This is a genomic window from Achromobacter sp. DMS1, from assembly GCF_001270295.1.
In genome coordinates, this window is the sequence record NZ_LHSJ01000055.1 from 1 (window position 1) to 18,112 (window position 18,112).

The 18,112-nt window shown below is 62.8% G+C and carries 11 protein-coding genes and 8 pseudogenes; 6 read left to right on the forward strand and 13 right to left on the reverse strand.

Going from position 1 to position 18,112, the window contains the following annotated elements; translation table 11 throughout:
* Positions 1–337, reverse strand: a pseudogene (locus AD428_RS27650) (enoyl-CoA hydratase-related protein); the annotation flags it as partial.
* Between the two features lie 203 nt (positions 338–540).
* On the opposite strand from AD428_RS27650, the gene AD428_RS08625 reads away from it, so the two are divergent.
* The 6 genes and pseudogenes from AD428_RS08625 (at position 541) to AD428_RS08650 (ending at position 5,962) form a co-directional block, all read left to right on the forward strand.
* The gene (locus AD428_RS08625; RefSeq protein WP_053244881.1) at positions 541–1,479 is read left to right on the forward strand and encodes a LysR family transcriptional regulator; all 939 of its coding nucleotides are present in this window, start codon (positions 541–543) and stop codon (positions 1,477–1,479) included.
* 107 nt (positions 1,480–1,586) lie between these two features.
* A pseudogene (locus AD428_RS27040) lies at positions 1,587–1,988 on the forward strand (DUF445 family protein); the annotation flags it as partial.
* Between the two features lie 54 nt (positions 1,989–2,042).
* Positions 2,043–2,710: pseudogene (locus AD428_RS24635) on the forward strand (sensor histidine kinase); the annotation flags it as partial.
* Between the two features lie 104 nt (positions 2,711–2,814).
* Positions 2,815–3,886: pseudogene (gene ruvB, locus AD428_RS08640) on the forward strand (Holliday junction branch migration DNA helicase RuvB).
* Positions 3,887–3,958: 72 nt separating this feature from the next.
* Positions 3,959–4,926, forward strand: a pseudogene (locus AD428_RS08645) (threo-3-hydroxy-L-aspartate ammonia-lyase).
* Positions 4,927–5,032: 106 nt separating this feature from the next.
* Complete coding sequence (locus AD428_RS08650; RefSeq protein WP_053244883.1) at positions 5,033–5,962, forward strand: complex I NDUFA9 subunit family protein; 930 nt, start codon at positions 5,033–5,035, stop codon at positions 5,960–5,962.
* Between the two features lie 51 nt (positions 5,963–6,013).
* Here AD428_RS08650 and ruvA read toward each other — a convergent pair whose 3' ends face one another.
* From ruvA to rfbA, 12 genes and pseudogenes are all read right to left on the reverse strand, one after another.
* Entirely contained in the window at positions 6,014–6,586 is a 573-nt protein-coding gene (gene ruvA / locus AD428_RS08655; RefSeq protein WP_053244884.1) for a Holliday junction branch migration protein RuvA, read from the reverse strand.
* A gap of 89 nt (positions 6,587–6,675) precedes the next feature.
* Entirely contained in the window at positions 6,676–7,227 is a 552-nt protein-coding gene (locus tag AD428_RS24640) for a crossover junction endodeoxyribonuclease RuvC (RefSeq protein ID WP_432205842.1), read from the reverse strand.
* Positions 7,224–8,814 (reverse strand): annotated as a pseudogene (gene purH / locus AD428_RS08665) (bifunctional phosphoribosylaminoimidazolecarboxamide formyltransferase/IMP cyclohydrolase). Before purH ends, AD428_RS24640 begins: the two are co-directional and overlap by 4 nt.
* An 84-nt stretch (positions 8,815–8,898) precedes the next feature.
* Positions 8,899–9,138 (reverse strand): helix-turn-helix domain-containing protein, encoded by a 240-nt coding sequence (locus tag AD428_RS08670; RefSeq protein ID WP_006217670.1) that lies wholly within the window; start codon positions 9,136–9,138, stop codon positions 8,899–8,901.
* A 27-nt stretch (positions 9,139–9,165) separates the two neighbouring features.
* A pseudogene (gene dusB, locus AD428_RS08675) lies at positions 9,166–10,271 on the reverse strand (tRNA dihydrouridine synthase DusB).
* Between the two features lie 118 nt (positions 10,272–10,389).
* Positions 10,390–10,612: pseudogene (locus AD428_RS27655) on the reverse strand (monooxygenase); the annotation flags it as partial.
* A 476-nt stretch (positions 10,613–11,088) separates the two neighbouring features.
* Positions 11,089–13,341, reverse strand: coding sequence for a methyltransferase domain-containing protein (locus tag AD428_RS24650; protein ID WP_082308329.1), 2,253 nt, complete (start codon positions 13,339–13,341; stop codon positions 11,089–11,091).
* Positions 13,335–14,729, reverse strand: a complete 1,395-nt coding sequence (locus tag AD428_RS08700; RefSeq protein ID WP_053244736.1) for an ABC transporter ATP-binding protein — start codon at positions 14,727–14,729, stop codon at positions 13,335–13,337. Before AD428_RS08700 ends, AD428_RS24650 begins: the two co-directional genes overlap by 7 nt.
* On the reverse strand, positions 14,719–15,537 hold the full coding sequence (locus AD428_RS08705) for an ABC transporter permease (RefSeq protein WP_053244735.1): 819 nt from the start codon (positions 15,535–15,537) through the stop codon (positions 14,719–14,721). The genes AD428_RS08700 and AD428_RS08705 overlap by 11 nt, the downstream gene beginning before the upstream one ends.
* Positions 15,527–16,570, reverse strand: a complete 1,044-nt coding sequence (galE, locus tag AD428_RS08710) for a UDP-glucose 4-epimerase GalE (RefSeq protein ID WP_053244734.1) — start codon at positions 16,568–16,570, stop codon at positions 15,527–15,529. Before galE ends, AD428_RS08705 begins: the two co-directional genes overlap by 11 nt.
* Positions 16,567–17,112, reverse strand: coding sequence for a dTDP-4-dehydrorhamnose 3,5-epimerase (gene rfbC, locus AD428_RS24655; protein WP_082308307.1), 546 nt, complete (start codon positions 17,110–17,112; stop codon positions 16,567–16,569). The genes galE and rfbC overlap by 4 nt, the downstream gene beginning before the upstream one ends.
* A complete protein-coding gene (gene rfbA, locus AD428_RS08715; RefSeq protein WP_053244733.1) occupies positions 17,112–17,993 on the reverse strand; it encodes a glucose-1-phosphate thymidylyltransferase RfbA in 882 nt (293 codons plus the stop codon). The genes rfbC and rfbA overlap by 1 nt, the downstream gene beginning before the upstream one ends.
* Positions 17,994–18,112: the final 119 nt, after the last annotated feature.

An 18,112-nucleotide genomic window follows, 5' to 3' on the forward strand; every position in this document is an offset into this window, starting at 1 on the left:
TGACTTCGGGCAGGCCAAGGCGCGCATCGGGCAGGGCCACGCGGTAGTGCGCCGCCAGGCCACTTCCAGCCCGCCGCCCAGCGCCGCGCCGTGCAGCGCGGCCACCACGGGTTTGGGGCAGTTCTCGATGGCGTTGCAGACGTCGGGCAGGGCGGGCGGACGCGGCGGCTTGCCGAATTCGCGGATCTCGGCCGCCCGCGATGAAGTTGGCGCCCGCGCCGGCCAGCACCACGGCGCGCACCTGCGGGTCGACGCCGGCCTGGGCGTGGCCTCGGCCAGGCCGCGCCCGCACGTCGGCGCTCAGCGCATTCACGGGAGGATGGTCGACGACGACGATGAGTAGGTCGTCCTGGCGGCGCGCGCGGGCGGCCCGCGCTGGCGGGGTCTGTCATGCAGTGTCTCCTGGGCGGGCCTTGGGGGGCCGTCTTGGTCGGGCTTCATTCTTTCCCGTCAGTCCGGATTTGACAATGGCATCATCCATTGACATGACGTTCAAGAAAATTTGACAATGATCCGATTTCAGGCAGAAGGAAGCTGGCTGTGGACACCAAATCCCTGACCCTGCTGGTGGAGATCCTGGACGCCGGCAACCTGAGCGAGGCGGCGCGCCGGCTCAAGATGACGCGCGCCAACGTGAGCTACCACCTGGCGCAGCTCGAGCGCGCCGTGGGTATGCAGCTGGTGCGCCGCACCACCCGGCGCGTGGAGCCCACCGAAATCGGACTCAAGCTCTACCAGCATGGCCGCAGCATCCTGGAAGAGCTGGTGGCCGCGCGCGAGGCGGTGCAGACGCTGGGCAAGACGCCGCAGGGCAAGGTGCGGCTGAGCGTGCCCAGCGGCTACGGCCAGTTCGTGATGACGCCCTGGCTGCTGGAATTCAAGCGCGCGTACCCCGGCATCGTGCTCGACGTGCTGTTCGAGAACAGCGTGGACGATCTGCTGCGCGACGAGGTGGACATTGCCGTGCGCATCATGTCGGAGCCGCCGCAGAACCTGGTGGCGCGCGAGCTGGGGCAGGTGCGCTACGCGGCCTGCGCCTCGCCCGGGTACGCGGCGCGGCATGGCCTGCCGCCGGATCCGCAGGCGCTGGCCGGCGCGCCGGTGATCAGCGCGGCCGTCATCGGCCGGCCGCTGCGGCTGTCCGCGTATCGCGGCAACGCGCCGCGCGAGCAGGTGGTGCTGGAGCCCACGGTGATCTCGCGCAATTACGCATTCCTGCGCGACGCCGCGCTGGCGGGGCTGGGCGTGGCCATCCTGCCGGACTACGTGGTGCACGAGGACGTGGCCCAGGGCCGCCTGCTGGAGGCCCTGGGCGACTGGCGGCTGAGTATCTTCGGGCGCGCCATGTACATGCTGTACATGCCCAACCGCCATCATCCGCGCGCCATCGCGATGATGATCGAATTCATCCTGGAGCGCGCCCAGGGAGCCGGACTGCTGCCGGCGCGCGCTTCCGCTTTCGCCCCCGTCCAGCCATGACCGACCACCCGACCGCCGACCCCCGCCTGGCGCAGCTGCGCCGCATGAAGATCGCCGCCGTGGCGCTGCTGGCCGCCATGGTCGGCGGCTTCGTCGCCAGCCACGCCATGGGCGGCCAGGGCGTCTGGGCCTGGGTGCGCGCCTTCTGCGAGGCGGCCACCGTGGGCGCGCTGGCGGACTGGTTCGCCGTGGTGGCGCTGTTCCGCCGGCCGCTGGGGCTGCCCATTCCGCACACCGCCATCATTCCCAGCAACAAGGACCGCATCGGCGACAGCCTGGCCGCATTCGTGCGCGACCATTTCCTGGACCCCGACGCGCTCATCGAGAAACTGCGCCTGTTCGATCCGGCGGCGCGGCTGTCGCGTTGGCTGGGCCGGCCGCGGTGCGCACGCTGGCCGACGGCGCGCGCAAAGTGGCGCTGCAGACGCTGGGACATGCTGGACGAGCAGGCCGTGCGTGGCGTGATCCGCGCGTTCGTGGTGAAGACGCTGCGCGAGTGGGACGCCGCCTCCACCGTGGGCGAGGTGCTGGCGCTGCTGACGCGCGACGGGCGGCACCAGGGCTTCAACGCCATGCTCGACGCGCTGGCCGAATCCGATTCGGTGCGCCGCACCCTGCTCTCCGGCCTGCCCCACGATCTGAAGGGGCCGCTGTCGCGCATGTGGCTGCGGGTCGAGCTGGCCGACGACTCCGACCTCAAGGAAGGGCTGCGCACCGATCTGCGCGACATGCAGCACATGGTGGACCAGTTCATCGGTTTCGTGCGCGGCACGGACCCGGCCGCCTATCGCTATGCGCCCATGGCGCTGGGCGACTGGCTGGCCGAGCGCGTGGGCGCCTGGCTGGGCGCGGGCACCGACGTGCGGTTGCACATGGACGAAGAGCCGGGGCTCACGGTGCAGGCCGACGCGGTCGCGCTCGGGAGGCTGCTCGACAATCTCATCGGCAACGCGCTCAACCATGCCCGGCCGCCGGTCGAGATCCACCTGCGCCGCGAAGGCCGCGCGGCGTGCTGGACGTGGCCGACCACGGGGAGGGCATCGCGCCCGAGCGCCGGCTCGAAGCCCTGCGCCCGTTCAGCCGGCTCGACGATGCCCGCACCCGCACCGGCAGCGTGGGCCTGGGCCTGGCGCTGGCCGAAGCCATCGCGCGCGCGCACGGCGGGTCGCTGGAGCTGCGCCAGGCCGAGTCCGGCGGGCTGTGCGTGCGCGTCCGCCTGCCGCTGGCCGAAACTAGGGCCTGTACGCCCCGCCGGCCGCGCCCGTCCGGCGGGGCGCGCCGCGGCCCGCATTACGGTACGATGCTTGCTGCATTCATCATCGCCGTTCCCGCAACATGGCCATACAGTCCGATTCCCTCTCTACCCGCGCCGACACTGCCCGCATCGTGACGCCGCAACCGGTGTCGTCCAACGAGGAGTCCATCGAACGCGCCCTGCGCCCGAAGGCGCTGCAGGAGTACGTCGGCCAGCAGCGCGCGCGCGAGCAGCTTGAGATCTTCATCGCCGCCGCCCGCCAGCGCGGCGAGGCCCTGGACCACGTCCTGCTCTTCGGCCCGCCCGGGCTGGGCAAGACCACGCTGGCCCACATCATCGCGCACGAAATGGGGGTGCAGCTGCGCCAGACGTCCGGCCCGGTGCTGGAGCGCCCGGGCGACCTGGCCGCGCTGCTCACCAATCTCGAGAAGAACGACGTGCTGTTCATCGACGAGATTCACCGGCTGTCGCCGGTGGTCGAGGAAATTCTGTATCCGGCGCTGGAGGATTTCCAGATCGACATCCTCATCGGCGAAGGCCCGGCCGCGCGCAGCGTCAAGCTGGACCTGCAGCCCTTCACGCTGGTGGGCGCCACCACGCGCGCCGGCATGCTGACCAATCCGCTGCGCGACCGTTTCGGCATCGTCTCGCGCCTGGAGTTCTACGACGCTGCCGACCTGGGCCGCATCGTGACGCGCAGCGCGCGCCTGCTCAACGCCGCCATCACGCCCGAGGGCGCGGCCGAGGTCGCGCGCGCGCGCGCGGCACGCAGCGCATCGCCAACCGCCCTGCTGCGCGCGTGCGCGACTACGCGGAGGTCAAGGCGGGCGGCCTCATCGACGCCGATGTGGCGGGCCGGGCGCTTTCCATGCTGGAGGTGGACCCGCAGGGCCTGGACCTGATGGACCGCAAGCTGCTGGAAGCCATCGTCCACAAGTTCGACGGCGGGCCGGTGGGCGTGGACAGCCTGGCCGCCGCCATCGGCGAAGAGCGCGACACCATCGAGGACGTCATCGAGCCCTACCTGATCCAGCACGGCTACCTGCAGCGCACGCCGCGCGGCGTACCGCCACGCTGACCACCTGGCGCCACCTGGGCCTCACGCCGCCCGCCGGCGCGGCCAGCGCGAGCGGCGACCTGTTCGGCAAGTAGGCCGTCCGCGCCGGCGCCAGGCGGGTTTATCATCGCAGGGTTTCCGTACCCGCGATTCAAGGACCGATCTCCATGCAGCAGCCCGAACTGCCTTCCTATGACGACGTCGTGCGCGCCAGCGAGCGCCTGGCCGGCAACGCGCATCGCACGCCGGTGCTCACCTCCGCCACGGCGAACGCCGTCGCCGGAGCGCAGGTCTTCTTCAAGTGCGAAAACTTCCAGCGCATGGGCGCCTTCAAGTTCCGCGGCGGCTACAACGCCATCGCGCGCCTGACGCCCGGTCAGCGCGCGCCGGCGTGCTGACGTTCTCGTCCGGCAACCACGCGCAGGCCATCGCGCTGGCTTCGCGGCTGCAGGGCGTGCAGGCCACCATCATCATGCCCCTGGACGCGCCCGCGGCCAAGCGCGCCGCCACCGAAGGCTATGGCGGCAAGATCGTCACCTATGACCGCTACACGGAAGACCGCGAAGACATCGCGCGCCGCATCCAGGCCGAAACCGGCGCCACGCTGATCCCGCCCTACGACCACGCCGACGTGATCGCCGGCCAGGGCACGGCCGCCAAGGAGCTGTTCGAGGAAGTCGGCGAACTGGACTACCTGTTCGTCTGTCTGGGCGGCGGCGGCCTGCTGTCGGGTTCGGCGCTCTCGGCCTACGCCCTCAGCCCGCGCTGCCTGGTGTACGGCGTGGAGCCCGAGGCCGGCAACGACGGCCAGCAATCGCTGCGCAAAGGCGAAATCGTCCGAATCCAGGCGCCCAAGACCCTGGCCGACGGCGCCGCCACCACGCATCTCGGGCATCTCACCTTCCCGCTCATCCAGAAGTACGTGCGCGACATCGTCACGGTCAAGGACGAGCAGCTCGTCTCCACCATGAAGTTCTTCGCCGAGCGCATGAAGATGGTGGTGGAGCCCACCGGCTGCCTGGCCGCGTCGGCCGTGCTGCAGAACGTGGTGCCGGTGCGCGGTGCGCGGGTCGGCGTCATCATCAGCGGCGGCAACGTCGACCTGGCGTCCTACGCCCGCCTGCTGGCTTCCTAGACGCATACCAGGCGCGAGCGGCGCGCCGGCGCCGTCCGCGCTTGCGGTTGTCGTCCACGCAGGGCAGAATCGGGCTTGAATCCCGACGCACGAGAGGGGCTGCTACATGCGTATTCTTGTCATCGGCGGCACCGGCTTCATCGGCCGTCATCTGGTGGCGCGCCTGAGCGCCGGCCAGCATCAGGTTCTGGTTCCCTCCCGCCTCTACGCGCGGGGGCGCGACCTGCAACTCTTGCCCACCGTCACGGTGCTGGAGGCCGATGTCCAGGACGACGCCACGCTCGACCGCCTGGCCGAGGGCTGTGATGCGGTGGTCAATCTGGCGGGCATTCTGCATGGAAACAGCGGCCGGCCCTACGGATCCGACTTCGCCCGCGTGCATGTGCACCTGCCGCAGCGCCTGGCGGCAGCCTGCCGGCGTCAGGGCGTGCGGCGCATGTTGCACATGAGCGCGCTGGGCGCGGATTCCGGCGGTCCCAGCATGTACCAGCGTTCCAAGGGCGACGGCGAAGCCGCCGTCAAGCAGGAATTCGCCGACTGGAACCCGCAAGGCTGGACCATCTTCCGCCCCTCCGTGGTCTTCGGCCCCGACGACAAGTTCACCAACCGCTTCGCCCGCCTGGCCCGCTGCCTGCCGGCGCTGCCCTTGGCGGGCGCCGGCGCGCGCATGCAGCCGGTCTACGTGGGCGACGTGGTCAAGGCCATGGAAACCGCGTTGACCGATTCCCACGCGGGCGGCAAGACATACGAACTCGGCGGTCCGCAGGTCTACACGCTGGGCGAGATCGCGCGGCTGGTGCGCGGCTGGGGCGGCCATCCGCGCCCGGTGCTGCCGGTGCCCATGGGCCTGGGGCGCCTGCAGGCGCGGCTGTTCGAGTGCATGCCGGGAGAGCCGCTGATGTCGCGCGACAATCTCGACTCGCTGCGCACCGACAACGTCTGCGCCGGGCCCATCGCGCCGGAGCTGCGCGTGGTGCCCACCGGGCTGGAGGCGGTGGCGCCCGGCTACCTGCGCGGCGGCACGCCGCTGCGCTGAAACGCGCGGCCCTCGCCGGTCGCCCTCGCCGGTCGCCCTGGCCGGTCGCCCTCAGCGCACCAGGGCCTTGAGGGCGAGCTTGATGCCTTCCGACACGCCCACGCCTTCGGGCAGGTTCTTCAGGGCGGCGAGCGATTCCTTTTCCGAATAGCCCAGCGCCAGCAGCGCGTTCAGGATGTCCGACTGGCTGTCGGGCGCGGCATGGGGCGCGGCGCCGATGTCGGCGCCCAGCTTGCCGCGCATTTCCAGCAGCAGCCGTTCCGCGGTTTTCTTGCCGATGCCCGGCACGCGGGTCAGGCGGCCCGATTCCTGCTGCGTCACGGCCTGCGCCAGTTCGGCCACCGAGAGCCCCGACAGCACCGCGAGCGCGGTGCGCGCGCCGATGCCGCTGACCTTGATGAGCTCGCGGAACGCCCCGCGCTCGGCCGCGGTGCCGAAGCCATACAGGATGTGGGCGTCTTCGCGCACGGCGAGGTGGGTATAGAGCGTCACGCGCGCGCCCGTCTCGGGCAGCGCGTAGAGCGTGCTCATGGGCACGTCGATGTCATATCCCACGCCGTTGACGTCCACGCAGACGGTGGGCGGCAGTTTCTCGATCAGGGTTCCGGTAATGCGTCCGATCATGGCGGGTCCAGGCAGGGGAGGGGCCGCGGGCGCGGCGATGCCGCGATTCTATACAAAGCCGGGCGCCGGGGTTCCAGGGCGTGTTCGCCCTAGCCCACCAGGCGGCCGTTGCGCAGCCGCGTCCTGCCCGCCGCGCCCAGGCTGGCGCCCAGGCGTTCGAGCTTGCCCTGCAAGGGGCCCACGTGCGCGTGGCAGATGGCGCAGGCCAGCGCGTCGGCCGAGTCGGGCGCGGGCGCGCCGTCCAGCCGACCAGCAGGTGCTGCACCATCATCTGCACCTGTTCCTTGGCCGCGCGCCGTTCCCACCACGGCTTTCTTGATCTGCAGGGCGGTGTACTCGTGCACGTCCAGCGCGCTGTCGGCCAGCGCGCACAAGGGCCGCGCCGCGGGCCTGGCCCAGCAGCAGGGTGGAAGCGGGGTTGGTGTTGAGAAAGACGATTTCGAGCGCGGCCACGTCGGGCCGCGTGTCGCGCGCCACCTGGCGCAGGTTGTCCAGGATGACCTTGAGCCGCTCCGGCAGCGGCAGCGCGGGCGGACCACGATGGTCCCGCTGGCCACGTAGCGCAGCCGCATGCCGTCGGCATCGATCACGCCGAAGCCGGTGCGGCGCAGGCCGGGATCGATGCCGAGGACGCGCATCAGTGGCGGAAGTGGCGGGCGCCGGTCAGCACCATGGCGATGCCGTGCTCGTCGGCGGCGGTCGATGACTTCGTCGTCGCGCACGCTGCCGCCGGGCTGGATCACGCAGCTCGCGCCGGCCGCCACCACCACGTCCAGGCCGTCGCGGAACGGGAAGAAAGCGTCCGAGGCCACGGCCGAGCCCTGCAGGGTCAGGCCGGCGTTCTCCGCCTTGATGGAGGCGATGCGGGCGGAGTCGATGCGGCTCATCTGGCCCGCGCCCACGCCCAGCGTCATGCCGCCGCCCGTGAACACGATGGCGTTGGACTTGACGTACTTGGCCACCTTCCAGGCGAACATGAGATCGTTCATTTCCTGCTCGGTGGGCTGGCGCCGGGTCACCACCTTCAGCGCATCGCGCGGCACGTTGTAGGCGTCCGGGCTCTGCACCAGCCAGCCGCCGCCCACGCGCTTGACGTCGAACGCGTTCTGGCCCGTGCCCATGGGCACTTCCAGCACGCGCACGTTCTTCTTGGCGGCCAGGATGGCCAGCGCCGCGCCGTCATAGGCCGGCGCGAGCAGCACTTCCAGGAACTGCGCGCTGACGGCTTCCGCCGTGGCGGCGTCCACGGGGCGGTTGAACGCGATAATGCCGCCGAAGGCCGAGGTGGGATCGGTCTTGAAGGCTTTCTGGTAGGCATCCAGCGTGTTCTCGCCCACGGCCACGCCGCAGGGGTTGGCGTGCTTGACGATCACGCAGGTCGGCGCCTCGAAGCTGCGCGCGCATTCCCAGGCCGCGTCGGCGTCGGCGATGTTGTTGTACGAAAGTTCCTTGCCCTGGAGCTGGCGGTAGTTGCCCAGCAGGCCGGCGTGACGCTCTCCGTCCACGTAGAAGGCGGCGGTCTGGTGCGGGTTTTCGCCATAGCGCAGCGCCTGCTGCTGCCTGACCTGGATGGTCAGCGTGCCCGGCCAGTCGTTGCGGGCGGGCGCGGCGTCCTGGGCGGGCTCGGGCTCGGCCAGGCTGCTCAGGTAGGCGGCGATGGCGCCGTCGTAGGCGGCGGTATGCGCGTACACCTTGGCCGCCAGCGCCAGGCGCAGGCCGTAGGAAGTCTTGCCGCCGTTGTCCATCTCGGCCAGCACGCGCGAGTAGTCGGCCGGGTCGATCACGACGGTCACGCCGCCGGCCTCGGTGCCGTGGTTCTTGGCGGCGGCGCGCAGCATGGCGGGGCCGCCGATGTCGATGTTCTCGACCGCGTCGGCAAACGTGCAGCCGGGCTTGGCGACGGTTTCGCGGAACGGGTACAGGTTGACCACCAGCATGTCGATGCGGTCGATGCCCGCCTGCTTGATGGTTTCCATGTGCTCAGCGCTGTCGCGGCGGGCCAGCAGGCCGCCATGGATCTTGGGGTGCAGCGTCTTGACGCGGCCGTCGAGGATTTCCGGCGAGCCGGTGTGGGCGGCCACTTCCGTCACGGCGAGGCCGGCGTCGGCCAGCAGGCGGGCGGTGCCTCCCGTGGAAAGCAGGCGCACGCCGCGCGCGGCCAGGGCGCGGGCGAATTCAACGATGCCGGTCTTGTCGGACACCGAGATCAGGGCGGTTTCGATTTTCATGATGGGGACGGAAGGAGGCGCGCGGGCCTTTCTCGTTCAGGTCGGATGGGAAATCGGAGGACGGCCGGAGCCGCCCGCGGAAAGCTATACCTGGATGTTGTGCGCCAGCAGCTTCTTGCGCAGCGTGTTGCGGGTGATGCCCAGCATTTCGGACGCCCGCGACTGGTTGCCGCCGGAGCGTTCCAGGGCCACTTCGAGCACCGGGCGCTCCACGCAGCGCATCACCATGTCCCACATGTCGTGGGGCTCGGATTCGCCCAAGTCTTCGAAATAGCGCTCCAGGCTGGCGCGCACGCATTCTTCCAGGACATCTTTCTTGCTCATGGGAGTACAGATATTTTTATGTTGGTGTTAGGCGGTTATGCCGCCAGCAGGGCGTTTGCGGCGGGCGCCGGATGAGTGCCGCCGCGCGTGATGCCGGACTGCCGGCGCCGCCCGCAGGGCGTCCGGGCCGTCCGCAGGGGGCCGGCCGGAGCCGGCCTCCTCTTGCAGGAGATCGAACCAGTCGGCCACGGCCCGCCACTGGTCGCGGGTGTTGTCGATCCGGTTCATGCGGGCGAGGAACGCGTCCGCGCCCGGCAGGCTTTCCAGGTACCAGCCTATGTGCTTGCGCGCGTGCGCACGCCGGTGTGCTCGCCATAGAAGCGGTAGTGGTCGTCGAGATGTTCGAGCAGCAGCTCGCGCATTTCCGCATGGGTGGGCGGCGCCAGCGTCCGCCCGGTGCGCAGGTAGTGGTCGATCTCGCGGAAAATCCAGGGACGGCCTTGCGCGGCCCGGCCGATCATGACCGCATCGGCAGAAGTGTAATCCAGGACGCGCCGGGCTTTCTCGGGGGAATCGATGTCGCCGTTGGCGATCACGGGAATCCCGATCTCGGCCTTGACGGCGCGTATGGTGTCGTACTCGGCCTTGCCCGCGTACAGGTCGGCCCGGGTGCGGCCGTGCAGCGTCAGGGCGGCGATGCCGGCGTTCTCGGCCAGCCGGGCCACCCGCAACGCATTGCGGTTTTCGCGGTCCCAGCCGGTGCGGGTCTTGAGCGTGACCGGCACTCCCAGGGGGGCGCAGGCTTCGACCACCGCCTCCAGGATGCGCGCGATCAGGTCTTCGTGGCGCAGCAGCGCGGAGCCGGAGGCCACGTTGCACACCTTCTTGACCGGGCAGCCCATATTGATGTCGATGATCTTCGCGCCTTTGTGCGCATTGAACACGGCGGCTTCCGCCATCATCGCGGGGTCCGCTCCCGCGATCTGCACCGAAACGGGGGCGATCTCGCCGTCGTGGTTGAGGCGGCGCGAGGTTTTGACGCTGTCCCAGAGCCTGGGATTGCTCGCCGCCATTTCGGACACGGCGTAACCCGCCCCCAGTTTCTTGCAAAGCTGGCGGAAAGGACGGTCCGTCACGCCCGCCATGGGCGCGACCAGAACGTTGTTGGGGAGAGTCCACGGGCCGATGCGCATGCTCACATTTTAACCGCCTCGATCCAACCCTCTTTTTTACCGTGCCGGCGGCCTGGTAACAGCCGCGGCCGCCGGAGGGCGGCGGCCACCGCAAAGGGGGCCGTATCGGAAAGGGCCGTCAGGCGCGGAACCCTTGCAGCAGGTGGCGCGCGAGCGCGCGCGCAGCCCGGCAGACAGATCCAGCGCCAGCAGCGCCAGCCCGCAGGCATGCTCCACCGGCGCCAGCCGGGTGGCGAAGACGCGCGGCATCAGGTCGGTGATGCCGGCGGTCAGGTAGCGCGAACTGGCCGCGCGCGGCGAATTCGTCCAGCGCAGGCGCGGGGCCCAGCGCTGCCTGCAGCTTAGCGGGGGCCGAAACAGGGACGCGAACGAGATCAAATCGCTCTTGAAGCCTTTCCGTGCTGACTTCCGCTTGGCCCGGGTTGGCGCGCGTGAACACTGTCGCCGTATGACCAGATGTCGCCCAAGCTAAGCCGGCCTCCCAGCAGTACGTGCTAATGCCACCGCCGTACATGGGTGGAAACTCAGACGTTACGATCCAGACATTAAGGCTCTTCATTTATTGCAAATCCTGTTATTTCTTATGGTCTGCACGCGCAGTCGATATCTCACAGAAAATCAAAAAATATTTGTGCGATCTGATATCATAATGTAATTAAATTGTTTCGGCAACATTAACTTCAGGCCATATCGAGACATTTCGAGATACATGTTCTTTACTGATGTGAATGCTATCACTCGTCTCGCACGCCGTATTGCAAAATAATGCAAGCTGTCGTCCGCGAGATTGCCTGGAGATATCGTGCACGGTTGGAGCCTACGTTTCCTTCGGCGGTTGAATCACTGCCAACTGCTGAAGTAATGTTGCACGGCTTTCTTCAAGGTCCTTGATATATTGGCGCAACTCTTCCATCTGAATCTTTTGATCGTTGCGGCTTTGTTCCAGAGCAAGCACATACTTCCGCAGTTCGGACAGCTGCGTATTCTCTTGAGGGCCCTCAAGACGCCTTCTTTCGTGATCAAGGACGAGGGATGTCAAACGTTCTATTTCAGAGAGATAGTCACTTACCGTGTCCGAGAAAAAAGCGGCCGGCGCGACATGGAGACTGGCGGAGTGGCGTTCGGCTACGAGCATTCGTCCGCAGAACAACATCACGGTCGATGTTTCGCGCAAGACAAAGGCGGGGGGGGGGAGCGCGGCCGTCGAAAAGTATTCAGCCAGTGCAGCTTGCAGCTCGGCTACGGTTCGCTGCCAAGTGCGATGCGCAGCCGGCATGTTGCCATCTGCCGCTTCCATTAGACCGAGCAAATAGCCCGCCTGTGCCGGCTTTGTGAGCAATGTGACGCTGAAACTTGCTGCATTTGCCCGAAGTATCCAGCGGAACAGCCGTTTCGCGTCGTCTCGATCGCCACGACTTAAGGCGAGCAGGGCTTGAACATAGGCAAGAGACACTCTCCAGCGGAGAACGTTGGGATTGGTGGACGCGGGATAGTCGATGTAGCGATTTATGGCATCGTTCACATCAGCATCAAGATCGATTTCTCGACCAACTGCGAGGTACGCGAGCACACAGAGTGCTGCTCCCGCGTCCGGGCTATGCGAAGCTGAAATAGCCAACGTCTCTTTGGCCCACTTTTCGCGAAGTCGTCCGTTCGAAGTTCGAGACCCGATGGTAACCATGCTTCGAACAAGCCAAGGATTCTCGTAATCCCGAGCAAAGGCCAGCGCATTTCCGCCGGCAAGACATTCCTCAGGAGTGTAGCTTCTTTCAACATAAGGGACGTTCAAGCCGCTGATTGGCGATTTTGCGGCAACACCCAATAACCATTCAGATTCAACGTTACTGTAGTCCTGGTCGAGAGGAATCTCTCGCAGGAGACGTTGACGTGGTACCCACTCGCATTTCCCGTTCGCGAGTTTCACTCGATCTGCGGTCTGCCCGAATAAATGTTCCACATCAAAATGTTTCTCCAGCTGAGAGGAGAACTTTTGAATGTCGTAGACGTGAAAATGGTAGGGGTTGGGATCCTCTCCTGTTTCGTCGCTCCAATCGTGGGGGACGCTCGATATTATTCTGCCGCTCGGGCGCAGGATGCGGTGAAACTCCTTCAAAAGATCTTCCGGCCGTTCGACGTGCTCCAGCGTTTCGAAGCAGACGACCACGTCGACACTGTTATCCGGTATGTCGACCAAACAATCCGGAAGAAACCCTTCCGAAAAGGCGACGGATGAGTCTTGACCAAAGCAAGTATTGGCGTAGGCGATTGCCGAGGGGCTCCCGTCAATGCCGCGGAAGGAAGAGCCGGCTGTCAGGCCCCTCAATGTGTAGGTACCGTAGCCAAGGCCACAGGCGGCGTCCAAGACGACGTCGCCAGCTCTGATGTACTTGGATGCGAAGTGATAACGCCCTACGTGCGCATCAGATCTCGTCCCGGTATCTCGGAGCATGTCCATGTGCAGACTGCGCTCTTCTTCCAATGCCGAGAGCGGGTACTTGGATTCAGCAAAATCCGAAATGCGCTCCAATAATATTGATATTATCGGACCATCATAATTCAGGCTCTCATAGCTGTTTATGGAATAGTAGGCGGGATGCTTTCGGAAGCCTGCTTGAAAGCACACCCGTTCCCACCATGCGCGATTCTGAACAGTCAGAAACGGTGGGTCCTGCTCGCCCTGAGACGTAGTGACTTGAAGCCAGACATAACGTCTGGTAACGCGTCGAATCTCGGCCAAGGCGTGGCCTATATTCTCAGCGGGGACATGCTCGAGGTAGTCGGTAACGAGAATAGTATGGAATTCGCCATCCTGAAAAGGGAGCTCAGTTGTCGGAACCGAGAAACTCTCTTCCGGGAGTTTCTCATGGTCATCTTGCGCGCCTGCGTGCGGCTCACTCAGGCCAACAGCTTCCACTCCGTGCAGTAGCAGTGCTGCTACATGGGCCGAGTTCATCTTGCCAAGACATAAAATTCGTGACATGCCGCAAGTGTTAATTACTCGCTCAATTCCGCCAACAACTGTCTGCGTTTTTGGGGGGGAATCGAATTTAGGTGAGTTTTCTTTTACCATTTTGCGTTCATCCTCAAATCCGCGACTCCACCAAAGAAATTCACGTCGCGATTCATCAGAACCTGGAAAAAAGCGGCCTCATCTATCCAGTGGAGCACGCGCTGAGCCATGTAGTCCGGCGTTTCCTCAAAAGTCACCGTTGCCTGTATTTCATACAGATTCATACCCAACGGACAGTCGCAGGATAATTCGACCGAAAAGGTTTCGCCGGCAGAAAATTTTTTTTCCCAAAACATGGGCACATCGGAGGCCGAGGCCCTTGACCTCATGTCCTGATTCAATGTACCCCATGAGTAGATCTTGATGCCTTCCTTATTGCGAATTCTTACGCCAACATTCAGGTTCGTGACCGGCCTAAGGGCCTCGCAGGTTATTCGTACGCGGATTTCGTCGCCAGGGAAGAAGACGGTTGAGTCTTGCCCTTCGCCATTCAGGGTTTCGACCTTGACGATCTTTACTTCTCCATCGCCAAAACTCAGCTTGTCCGAACGCGGCGCAGCGGCGGGGGAGACAGTATCTGAGCTGCCTGCGGGTTGATCTGCACTGTCCGCCGGAGGCTCAGGAGTTGCTGCGGCCTGGGCCTTCGCCGCCAGTTGTTTTGTGGCCGCGGTGAAGTAGGAAGATTCCTCGTCGTGAAGTTGGCGCCGATACTCCAAAACCACGTCCGAGGACTTGCCCCACGTGACCGTGCGCCCTTGCTTGAGAAGCAGGGCGCGGCTGGTCAGGGTCCGCACGCTTTCCTGGTCATGCGAAACGAAAAGCAGAGTTGTGCCATCCGATACCAATTTCTCGATGCGCCTGAAGCAGCGCTTCTGGAAAAGGGCGTCACCAACCGCCAGCGCTTCGTCCACCACGAGAATATCGGGTTCCACTTGGACCTGTACGGCAAAGGCCAGTCGAATCAGCATGCCGCTTGAATACGTTTTTACGGGTTGATCGATAAAGTCGCCGATATCCGCGAACGAAGCGATAGCATCAAATCTATCGTCTACCTGATGGCCGCTCAATCCCAGAAGTGCGCCATTCATGTAGACGTTTTCTCTCCCTGTGAACTCAGGATTGAAGCCAGAACCCAACTCGAGCAGTGCGGCGATGCGCCCCTTAGTCTCAACGCTACCAGCGGTCGGCGATAGCGTTCCGCAAATCATTTGCAGAAGGGTGGATTTCCCGGAACCATTGCGTCCAAGAATGCCGACACTTTCGCCTTTCTTAACCTCAAAGGATACGTCGCGAAGTGCCCAAAACTCTCGAAAATAGTTGCGAGGCTCGCTTCCGATCGCCCGCTGAAAATTCGGGATAAAGAACTGCTTAAGTCTATCCCTGGGGGATGAGTATATCTGGTAGCACTTGCTAAGGTTCTCTACGGTAATGACAATATCAGAGGACATCAGCAAATCCTTTTCGCATTTTTTGGAAACACATAAACCCAAGCCAAGCAATCACGGCGGCAGTCAGGGTATATTGCCCATATAGCAACCAATCCGGCGTCTTTCCCCAAATCAGCGCGTTGCGCACTGCTTCGACGACTGGGGTCATGGGGTTCATCATCATGAATCCCTGATACTCCTCAGGAAGTGCCGAAATCGGGTAGAAGATGGGCGAAAGGAACATGAGCGCCATTGTCAGGATGCTGATTACCTGTCCAACATCACGAAGAAAAACGCCCAATGATGCCAATATCCAGGTTATTCCGAGCGTAAATAACAATAGCGGAAAAATTATTATTGGCAGCAACAGGGCGGTGTAGGGAGGGTTGCCGAGAAAAATCAGACAAAACAATAGCCACACTATCATGCTGATAAAGAAATGAAACAGCGCCGCGCCAAGGGCCACGGCGGGCAGAATCTCCAACGGAAATATGACTTTCTTGACGTAGTTCGTATTCGCCAAAATCAGGCTGGGTGCTCTATTAATCACCTCGGCGAAAAGGTTGAAAACCATGAGCCCCGCAAACAAAATGATTGCGAATTGAGTCTTGGACTCGCTTCCTCCAGGCCATCGAGACTTGAACACCACGCTAAACATGAAGGTGTAAACAAGCAGCATGAACACTGGGTTAAAAAATGACCAGATGATTCCGAGAAAGGAACCCTTGTATCGCCCCAGGACATCTCGTTTGACCAAGGTCTTGATAAGTCCCCGGTTGTTCCAGAGACTGCTTGCTAGCGCAATTGGGGAGCCGCTATTACGTTGCATTTTTAATCGCGAAATCGTTGTTTGAGGCGTACCCTGCGGGGTTGAGGTGCTGCCAACGCCAATGGTCTGCACACATGGTCTTTAAATTTCGTTCCGCCCGCCATTGCAAAATAGACTCGGCATGCTTGGTGCCCGCAAAGCAGGCTGCAACGTCGCCAGATCGCCGTGGAAAGAACTCGTGTGCGATGGTCTTGCCGCTAGCCTCCTCGAAGGCGCGCAATACTTCGAGTACGCTATATCCTCGCCCGGTCCCCAGATTAAGTTCAATACACTGAGGGGGCATTATCTTCTCTATCGCCCTCAGGTGCCCGGTAGCCAGATCGACGACATGTATGTAATCGCGTACTCCAGTGCCATCGGGGGTCGGATAATCGTTGCCCCAGATATTCAATTTTTCGCGCATCCCGACAGCGACTTGGGCGATAAAGGGCATCAAATTGCTTGGGGTACCCTTGGGGTCTTCGCCAATAAGTCCGCTTTCATGCGCCCCTACGGGGTTGAAGTAGCGCAATATTGTGATGTTCCAATCCGGATATGCGTGGAAGTGGTCCCTCAACATATCCTCGGCGATCAGCTTGGTTCGTCCGTATGGATTCGTGGCAGATAAGGGATGTGCTTCCTCTATCGGCAGCGATTGCGGTTCGCCATAAACGGTTGCCGATGAGCTGAACACCAGCTTCTTTACGCCGGTGGCCTGCATTGCATTCAGCAAGGTGTAGGTGCCAACGACGTTGTTATCGTAATAGATCAGCGGGTTCTTGACGGATTCTCCGACAGCCTTCAATCCGGCGAAATGAATCACGGATTCGCATTGGCTGTGGCGAAGAGCGTGTTCAAGCGTGCTTCCATCTCGAACATCTCCTTCAATGAACTCGATGCTTCCTTTCGCGAGCCTCTCTACTCGCTCGAGGCCCAGGCGACTGCTGTTTGAGAGGTTGTCGTAAACAAATACCTTGTGCCCGGCCTGTAGCAATTCCAAACAGGTATGGGTGCCAATGTAGCCCGCGCCACCAGTTACGAATACGGTGCTCATGTAAATAATTCCGCGGAGCTAAGAGGAAGACCTTGTTCGTCGGACACTGATAGTATCGGCGGGATGGAAATTGGCCATTGTATATCTAGCGAATTGTCGTTCCAGGCGATGCAACGCTCATGCTGCGGTGCATAGTAATCGGTTGTTTTGTATAGAACTTCCGCCACGTCGGAGAGGACGAGAAATCCATGAGCAAATCCCGGCGGAATCCAAAGCTGTCGCTTATTATCCGCAGACAATATCTCGCCCACCCATTTTCCGAAGGTCGGGGAGGACCGGCGTATATCCACTGCAACATCGAATACTTCACCTGAGAGTACGCGAAGAAGCTTGCCTTGGGAGTTCTTGATTTGATAGTGCAGTCCGCGCAATACATTCTTCATGGATAAAGACTGATTGTCCTGGACGAATTCAACTTTTCCCTCAATTATCGTTTCAAACGCGCGATGGTTGAAGCTCTCAAAGAAATATCCGCGCCTATCCTTGAAGAGCTTGGGTTCGATAACCTTGACATCTGGAATTTCCAGAGAGATCGCTCTCATTAATATATCCTTTCATGGAGGAGGCGCTTCAGGTATTGGCCATAGCCGGTCTTCTGGAGAGCGGTGGCTAGTTCGTCAAGCTGCTCCGCGGTAATCCATTTCTGCCTATATGCGATTTCTTCGGGGCATGCCACCTTCAAGCCTTGGCGGTTTTCCAATGTGGAGATGAATTGGCTTGCCTCCAGCAAGGATTCATGGGTGCCTGTATCCAACCACGCATAGCCGCGGCCCATTATCTCGACAGACAAGTTGCCTTGTTCGAGATAGACTCGATTCACATCGGTGATTTCGAGTTCGCCACGTGGCGACGGTTTTATCTGTTTGGCGATGTCCACGACCTGCTGGTCATAGAAATATAGGCCTGTGACCGCGTAATTCGACTTGGGCGTCTTCGGTTTTTCTTCCAGAGAAAGCGCCTTGCCGTCGGCGTCAAACTCCGCTACGCCGTAACGTTCCGGATCATGCACGTGGTAGGTGAATACGCTAGCACCGGCGTTGCGCTTATTGGCGTTGCTCAGCAGATTGGCGAAATCGTGGCCATAGAAGATGTTGTCCCCGAGCACGAGTGCCGAGTGTGAGTTGTTCAGAAATGACTCACCGATGATGAACGCCTGGGCCAAGCCATCAGGAGACGGCTGGACTGCATATTGCAGGTTAAGTCCCCACTGTTCTCCCGAGCCTAATAGCTGTTGGAATCGCGGGATGTCTTGCGGAGTTGAAATGATCAGGATGTCTTGAATTCCGGTCAGCATCAGGGTGCTGAGAGGATAGTAGATCATCGGTTTGTCGTATACAGGCAATAACTGTTTACTGATCGCCAGCGTCGCTGGATGTAAACGGGTGCCAGAGCCCCCGGCGAGAATGACGCCTTTGCGGTTCATGCAGAATACTCCAACGATGTGGTCAGTTGATCCACGGTGCGGTTCACGTGGACAGTCCAATTGGGGAACTGTAGCAATAACGCGTTGCTCAGGGCGGTGGTGTCCAGGCGAGAATTTTT

Coding starts and splice junctions, on each gene's coding strand:
- AD428_RS08650 (WP_053244883.1), top strand. CDS start 5,033: ATGCGTATTCTTGTCATCGGCGGCACCGGCTTCATCGGCCGTCATCTG.
- ruvA (WP_053244884.1), bottom strand. CDS start 6,586: ATGATCGGACGCATTACCGGAACCCTGATCGAGAAACTGCCGCCCACC.
- AD428_RS08670 (WP_006217670.1), bottom strand. CDS start 9,138: ATGAGCAAGAAAGATGTCCTGGAAGAATGCGTGCGCGCCAGCCTGGAG.
- AD428_RS24650 (WP_082308329.1), bottom strand. CDS start 13,341: ATGGTAAAAGAAAACTCACCTAAATTCGATTCCCCCCCAAAAACGCAG.
- AD428_RS08700 (WP_053244736.1), bottom strand. CDS start 14,729: ATGTCCTCTGATATTGTCATTACCGTAGAGAACCTTAGCAAGTGCTAC.
- AD428_RS08705 (WP_053244735.1), bottom strand. CDS start 15,537: ATGCAACGTAATAGCGGCTCCCCAATTGCGCTAGCAAGCAGTCTCTGG.
- galE (WP_053244734.1), bottom strand. CDS start 16,570: ATGAGCACCGTATTCGTAACTGGTGGCGCGGGCTACATTGGCACCCAT.
- rfbC (WP_082308307.1), bottom strand. CDS start 17,112: ATGAGAGCGATCTCTCTGGAAATTCCAGATGTCAAGGTTATCGAACCC.
- rfbA (WP_053244733.1), bottom strand. CDS start 17,993: ATGAACCGCAAAGGCGTCATTCTCGCCGGGGGCTCTGGCACCCGTTTA.